General features: G+C 73.9%; 7 protein-coding genes. 6 read left to right on the top strand and 1 reads right to left on the bottom strand.

What is annotated here, in order from left to right; translation table 11 throughout:
- Window positions 1-51 precede the first annotated feature (51 nt).
- The 6 genes from B7L92_RS36355 to B7L92_RS36330 all read left to right on the top strand — a co-directional run bounded on the left by B7L92_RS36355 (window position 52) and on the right by B7L92_RS36330 (window position 5846).
- Window positions 52-1479 carry an MFS transporter gene (locus B7L92_RS36355; protein ID WP_081241436.1) on the top strand — a complete coding sequence of 476 codons (1428 nt, stop codon included), beginning with the start codon at window positions 52-54 and terminating at the stop codon, window positions 1477-1479.
- Between the two features lie 40 nt (window positions 1480-1519).
- Window positions 1520-1720, top strand: a complete 201-nt coding sequence (locus tag B7L92_RS36350) for a ribbon-helix-helix protein, CopG family (protein ID WP_016826066.1) — start codon at window positions 1520-1522, stop codon at window positions 1718-1720.
- Complete coding sequence (locus tag B7L92_RS36345) at window positions 1717-2106, top strand: type II toxin-antitoxin system death-on-curing family toxin (RefSeq protein ID WP_081241435.1); 390 nt, start codon at window positions 1717-1719, stop codon at window positions 2104-2106. The genes B7L92_RS36350 and B7L92_RS36345 overlap by 4 nt, the downstream gene beginning before the upstream one ends.
- 117 nt (window positions 2107-2223) lie before the next feature.
- Window positions 2224-4029, top strand: coding sequence for a DEAD/DEAH box helicase (locus tag B7L92_RS36340; RefSeq protein WP_081241434.1), 1806 nt, complete (start codon window positions 2224-2226; stop codon window positions 4027-4029).
- Between the two features lie 305 nt (window positions 4030-4334).
- Window positions 4335-4976, top strand: coding sequence for an IclR family transcriptional regulator (locus B7L92_RS36335; RefSeq protein WP_081241433.1), 642 nt, complete (start codon window positions 4335-4337; stop codon window positions 4974-4976).
- A 78-nt stretch (window positions 4977-5054) separates the two neighbouring features.
- Window positions 5055-5846: a hypothetical protein gene (locus B7L92_RS36330; protein ID WP_081241432.1), complete on the top strand. Its 792-nt coding sequence runs from the start codon at window positions 5055-5057 to the stop codon at window positions 5844-5846.
- A gap of 312 nt (window positions 5847-6158) precedes the next feature.
- Here B7L92_RS36330 and B7L92_RS36325 read toward each other — a convergent pair.
- A partial coding sequence (locus tag B7L92_RS36325) for an ABC transporter permease family protein (RefSeq protein WP_255311309.1) occupies window positions 6159-6969 on the bottom strand: 811 nt, incomplete at its 5' end.

The raw sequence follows: 6969 nt of genomic DNA, 5'->3' as shown, positions 1-6969 counted from the left end.
CGGTAGGGGCGGCCCAGTACGGTCGCGTCGTGTGCGGGGGCGAGGGCCGGGATCACCGGCCCCGCCCCGGCCCTCGCCCCCGCACCCGACGCGACCGTACTGAGCCGCCCCTACCGGGCGCTGAGCATCGGGATCGTCTCCGTGGTGCTGCTGATCGCCTTCGAGGCGACCGCGGTCGGTACGGCGATGCCGGTGGCGGCGCGGGAGCTGAACGGGGTGTCCCTGTACGCGTTCGCGTTCTCGGGGTACTTCACGACGAGCCTGTTCGGGATGGTGCTCTCCGGTCAGTGGTCGGACCGGCGCGGCCCGCTCGCGCCGCTGACCTGGGGCATCGCCTCCTTCGCCGTCGGCCTGCTGCTCTCCGGGACGGCGGGCGCGATGTGGCCGTTCATCCTCGGGCGGGCCGTGCAGGGGCTCGGCGGCGGGCTGGTGATCGTCGCGTTGTACGTCGTGGTCGGGCGGGCCTACCCCGAGCGGCTGCGGCCGGCGATCATGGCCGCGTTCGCGGCGAGCTGGGTGGTGCCGTCGATCGTCGGCCCGCTGGCCTCCGGCACGGTGACCGAGCACCTCGGCTGGCGGTGGGTGTTCCTCGGCATCCCGGCGCTGGTGGTGTTCCCGCTGGCCCTGGCGCTGCCGCAGATACGTCGCCTGGCGTCCGGTCCGGTGGACGACGGCGCGGACGCGCCGGCCTCCTTCGACCGCCGCCGCATCCGGCTCGCCCTGGCGATCTCCTTCGGCGCCGGACTGCTCCAGTACGCCGCCCAGGACCTGCGCTGGATCTCCCTGCTGCCGGGCGCGCTGGGCGTGGCGCTGCTCGTTCCCGCGGTGCTGGGGCTGCTCCCGCGCGGCACGTACCGGGCGGCCCGCGGACTGCCCTCGGTGGTGCTGCTGCGCGGCGTCGCCGCCGGGTCCTTCATCGCCGCGGAGTCCTTCGTGCCGCTGATGCTGGTCACCCAGCGGGGACTCAGCCCGACGCTCGCCGGGTTCTCGCTCGCGGCGGGCGGCGTGACCTGGGCGCTGGGCTCCTGGCTGCAGTCGCGGCCGCGGCTGGAGCCGTACCGGGAGCGGTTGATGACCTTCGGGATGGTGCTGGTGGCGGGGGCCATCGCGGGGGCCCCGAGCGTGCTGATCCCCGCGGTGCCCGCCTGGGCGACGGCCGTCGCCTGGGCCTTCGGCTGCCTCGGGATGGGCCTGGTGATCTCCTCCACCAGCGTGCTGCTGCTCCAGCTCTCCGCCCCCGAGGAGGCCGGCACCAACTCCGCCGCCCTCCAGATCTCCGACGGCCTCTCCAACGTCCTCCTCCTGGCCATGGGCGGCGCCGCCTTCGCCGCCCTCGGCGGCGGCATGGCCGGCCACACGGCCGTGGAGGCCGCCGGCACCGGCTCCCACCCGGCCGCCTTCGCCGCGGTGTTCCTGCCGATGGCAGCGGTGGCGCTGGTGGGGGCGTGGGTGACGACGCGGCTGCGAGCCGCCTCCTAAGTGGTACCAGTCTGGCCCCATTCGGCGGTACCGTTTTGGTATGGCCATGAACCTGCGTCTTCGTGACGACCAGACGGAAGCCCTGAAGCTGCGCGCCGAGGAGGAGGGGGTCAGTATGCACGCGATACTGCTCAGGGCCGTGGACGACTACCTGGCCCGGACGGCTCACGAGGCGCTCGTGCGCAAGGCGGCCAAGGAGCAGACCGCCAAGTGGGCCGAGCTGCTGGAGAGGCTCAAGTGACCCATGTCTGCCTGACGGCCGAGGACGTCCTGGCCATCGCGGATCTCGCGGTCGACGACCAGGACGTCGTCGTCCGTGACGCGGGCCTGCTGGAGTCGGCCGTCCACCGTCCGGCGGCCGCGATGTTCGGCCAGGAGGCGTACCCGGACCTGTTCGACAAGGCCGCGGCACTCCTGCAGTCCCTCGCGATCAACCGCCCCTTCGTTGACGGGAACAAGCGAACGGCGTGGACTTCCTGCGTCGTCTTCCTGGCGATGAACGACGTGCAGCTGCGCCCGGACATCGACGCCGCCGAGCGCCTGGTGATCGCGGTGGCCACCGGCGCCGTGGACGAGGTCAAGGCCATCTCCGAGACCCTGCGGGAACTGTCCGAACCGTCGATGTGACGTCGGTCCCACCCCCGGGGGACCCGGCACGGTCGGCGTCCCGGCCGTGCCGGCCCGTGGATAGGGTGGCCCGGTCGTCATACGCATCCGAGCCGCTCGACCCCCACGACGGAGACCGTGACTACCACCGCCAGTTCCAGCGCCGCCCCCCACTCGCACCACCTGTCGCCCGCCTTCCCCGGCCGCGCCCCCTGGGGCACCGCCAGCAAGCTGCGCGCCTGGCAGCAGGGGGCGATGGAGAAGTACATCCAGGAGCAGCCGCGCGACTTCCTGGCGGTCGCCACCCCCGGCGCCGGCAAGACGACCTTCGCGCTGACGCTGGCCTCCTGGCTGCTGCACCACCACGTCGTGCAGCAGGTGACCGTCGTCGCGCCCACCGAGCACCTGAAGAAGCAGTGGGCCGAGGCCGCCGCGCGGATCGGCATCAAGCTGGACCCCGAGTACAGCGCGGGCCCGCTCGGCAAGGAGTACCACGGCGTCGCCGTGACCTACGCCGGTGTGGGCGTGCGCCCCATGCTGCACCGCAACCGCGTCGAGCAGCGCAAGACCCTCGTCATCCTCGACGAGATCCACCACGCCGGTGACACCAAGACCTGGGGCGAGGCCTGCCTGGAGGCGTTCGAGCCGGCCACCCGCAGGCTCGCGCTGACCGGTACGCCGTTCCGGTCCGACACCAACCCCATCCCCTTCGTCGCGTACGAGGAGGGCGACGACGGGATCCGGCGGTCGGCCGCCGACTACACCTACGGGTACGGCTCCGCGCTCGCCGACAACGTCGTGCGTCCCGTCATCTTCCTGTCCTACAGCGGCAACATGCGCTGGCGCACCAAGGCCGGCGACGAGATCGAGGCCCGCCTCGGCGAGCCCATGACCAAGGACGCGATCAGCCAGGCCTGGCGCACCGCCCTCGATCCGCGCGGCGAGTGGATGCCGGCCGTGCTGCGCGCCGCCGACCAGCGCCTGACCGAGGTCAGGAAGGCGATACCGGACGCCGGCGCCCTCGTCATCGCCTCCGACCAGGAGTCCGCCCGGGCCTACGCCAAGCTCATCCGCGACATCACCGGCCACAAGGCCACCCTGGTGCTGTCCGACGACACCGGCGCGTCGAAGCGGATCGACGAGTTCAGCAGCAGCGACGACCGCTGGATGGTCGCCGTGCGCATGGTGTCCGAGGGCGTCGACGTGCCCCGCCTCGCGGTCGGCGTGTACGCCACCACCATCTCCACCCCGCTGTTCTTCGCCCAGGCCGTCGGCCGTTTCGTGCGGTCCCGGCGGCGCGGCGAGACCGCGTCCGTGTTCCTGCCGACCGTCCCGGACCTGCTCGGCTTCGCCAACGAGATGGAGCGCGAGCGCGACCACGTCCTCGACCGGCCGAAGAAGGGCGGCGAGGAGGACCCGTACGCCGAGTCCGAGAAGGAGATGGAGGAGGCGAACAAGCAGCAGGACGAGGACACCGGCGAGCAGGACATGCTGCCCTTCGAGGCGCTGGAGTCCGACGCCGTCTTCGACCGGGTCATGTACAACGGCGCCGAGTTCGGCATGCAGGCGCACCCCGGCAGCGAGGAGGAGCAGGACTACCTCGGCATCCCCGGCCTCCTCGAGCCCGACCAGGTGCAGTTGCTGCTGCAGAAGCGGCAGGCCCGGCAGATCGCCCACAGCCGGAAGAAACCGGACGCCGAGGCCGACCTGCTCGAACTGCCCGCCGAGCGGCGGCCGGTGGTCTCCCACAAGGAGATGATGGAGCTGCGCCGGCAGCTCAACACCCTGGTCGGCGCGTACGTCCACCAGAGCGGCAAGCCGCACGGCGTCATCCACACCGAGCTGCGCCGGGTGTGCGGCGGCCCGCCCGCGGCGGAGGCCACGGCGGGGCAGCTGCGCCAGCGGATCGCCAAGGTGCGGGAGTGGGCCACCCGCATGCGGTGACCCCGCGTACCGCAGGTCGGCGCCGGGGGAGCGAGGGCATGTACCCGGACAAACGGAACCACTTTGCCGGTGAAGGTGCCCGGATTCTGGACGGAGCCTTCCGCTGAGCGGACCGGCTCGCTACTGTCCCGCTACGCACACGCCCCGTGGCAGCGCCGCCGCGGAGCGCAGCCGTGAAGCGACTGTGCCCGGAACCAGGCCGGGCCGCCGGCCGATCGGCGGCCTCTGAAGCGCGTGACCGACGGGACTCGGTGACGGGCCTTCCGCGAGGGGCTGCCGACCTCACCACTGAAGGAGTGGGCGTCGTGACCGCGGAGACCTCTCAGACGCTCGACAGGGGACTGCGGGTCCTCAAGCTGCTCGCCGACACGGACCACGGGCTGACCGTCACCGAGCTTTCCCACAAGCTGGGCGTGAACCGGACCGTCATATACCGGTTGCTCGCCACGCTGGAGCAGCACGCACTGGTACGCCGTGACCTGGGCGGACGGGCCCGCGTCGGGCTCGGCGTGCTGCGACTGGGCCGGCAGGTGCACCCGCTGGTGCGCGAGGCGGCGATGCCGGCCCTGCGGTCGCTGGCGGAGGACATCGGCGCGACGGCGCACCTGACGCTGGTGGACGGGGCGGAGGCGCTGGCGGTGGCCGTGGTGGAGCCGTCCTGGACGGACTACCACGTGGCGTACCGGGCGGGGTTCCGGCACCCGCTGGAGCGGGGAGCCGCCGGCAAGGCGATCCTCTCGGCCCGGCAGCAGCGGACGGACGACCCCGGCTACACCCTCACCCACGGCGAACTCGAGGCCGGGGCCTGCGGGGCGGCGGCACCGCTGCTGGGCGTCACGGGCGTCGAGGGCAGCGTCGGCGTCGTCATGCTGGCGGAGGTCGTCCCGGAACGGGTCGGCCCCCGGGTCATGGACGCGGCCAGGGAGGTCGCGGAGGCGCTGCGCTGAGGCGTCACCGGTACGGGCGGGCCCCGGTCCCGCCCACCGCCACCCGGCCGGGCCCCGCCGTCGCGCTAGATTGATCCCGTGCTCTCTCGCCTCACCCGTTCCCAGGCCCTGGCCGTCTGCGCCGCCCCCGTCGTCGCCCTGCTGGCCACGGCGGTGTTCGCGCCGCTGCCGTTCTCGATGGCGCAGCCGGGACTGACGGCGAACGTGCTCGGCGAGAACAGGGGCACCGAGGTGATCACGATCTCCGGTGCGCCGGTCCGGGAGACCACCGGGCAGCTGCGGATGACGACCATCGAGGCGACCTCGCCGGACACCCGCGTGGACCTGCCCGACGTCGTCGGCGGCTGGTTCGACACCGACCGGGCGGTCATGCCCCGTGACTCGGTCTACCCCAGCGGGGACAGCACCGAGGAGATCGAACGGTACAACCAGCGGCAGATGAAGGAGTCCCAGGACGAGGCGACCGCCGCCGCGCTGAACCACCTGGGCCGCGAGGACGAGGGCATCGAGGTCACCCTGCGGCTCGCGGACGTCGGCGGCCCCAGCGCCGGCCTGCTGTTCTCCCTCGGCATCATCGACAAGCTGGACGGCGACGGCAACGGCGGCGATCTCACCGGCGGCCGGATCATCGCCGGTACCGGCACGATCGACGCGGCCGGCAAGGTCGGCGCGGTGGGCGGCGTGCCCCTGAAGACCCAGGCCGCCCGGCGGGACGGCGCCACCGTCTTCCTGGTCCCCGCGGCCGAGTGCTCCGCCGCCCGGGCCGAACTCCCCGAGGGCCTGCGCCTCGTCCCGGTCACCACGCTCCGGGGCGCGGTCGACGCCCTGGTCTCCCTGGAGAAGGGCACCGGCAAGGTCCCTGGCTGTTAGGCGGTGTCGTTCGGATCGTGCCGCGGGGCGCGGGGCCCGGCACGCACTTCCCCGAGCTCTCGACTCCGTTCGAGCAGGGGGACCCCAGCCGCGTTGTCGTCCCTCGCCGACTCCCCCGAGCTCCCGGCGAGCTCGAGCAGGGGGCGCCCCCTCGCGTCGGCTCCCTCCTCCGCCGTGCGGCTGCGCGCACCGGACCCCGCTCGACTCGGCTGCGAGGCACCGCCCACCGGAGCCGGGCCGGTCCGAACGACACCCCCTGGCGGTCCGCGCGGGCCCGCGCCCCTCGGTCGGCGGTGGGCCCGGGCGCCCGCCTCACGCGTCCGTCTCCGGGCCCCTCGGCCACACCAGCAGTTCGGCCAGGGAGGCCAGCCAGTCCACCAGCAGGGCGAGCGCGACGGTGAGGATCGAGCCCAGCAGCAGCACCGGCGTCCGTGGGCCGGTGATCCCGGCGATGATCAGCACGCCCAGACCGCCGCCCCCGCCGAGGGCCGCCAGCGTCGCCGTGCCGACGCACAGGACGAGCGCCGTGCGCGCCCCGGCGAGGACGAGCGGCACGACCGGGGGCCGCTCCACCCGGGTCGGCACGTCCAGCGGGGACCTGCCGGTGCCGCGCGCCCCCTCCGGCGGCGCCGGGCCGCCGGTCCGCGGAGCGGCGACGGTGCGGGAGAGCACCGGCGGCACGACGCAGGCGACGATGCCGATCAGAGCGGCCCCGCGGCCGGCGCCCAGCCAGACCACGGGCAGCGCGAGCAGACCGAGCGCCGGGGCCGCCCGGGCCAGGGCGGCGAGCGCCGGTCCGGCCCGGGCGACCCCGCGCGGTACCCGGCGGGTCGGCAGGACGCCCAGCGGGACCGCGACGACCAGCACGAGGAACGCCGAGACCGCGGTGAGCTCGATGTGCTGCCACAGCGCCTCGGACACCCGGCCGTTCGACAGCGCCTGACGGGAGGGCGCGTCGAGGTCGGCCCGCGCGAACCACAGCCAGGTCGCCAGCAGCACGACGACCAGCACCATCGGCCGGAGCGTCAGCTTCCGCCAGGTCACCCGGGGCGGCTCCGCCACCGGCGGCGGGGGAGCGGGTTCCGCCTCGTCCGGCGGTCCGCCGCCCTCGTCCCGGAAGGAG

Source organism: Streptomyces viridosporus (genome assembly GCF_002078235.1).
GTDB classification, from domain to species: Bacteria; Actinomycetota; Actinomycetes; order Streptomycetales; family Streptomycetaceae; genus Streptomyces; species Streptomyces viridosporus.
This window is presented reverse-complemented; position numbering and strand designations above follow the sequence as displayed.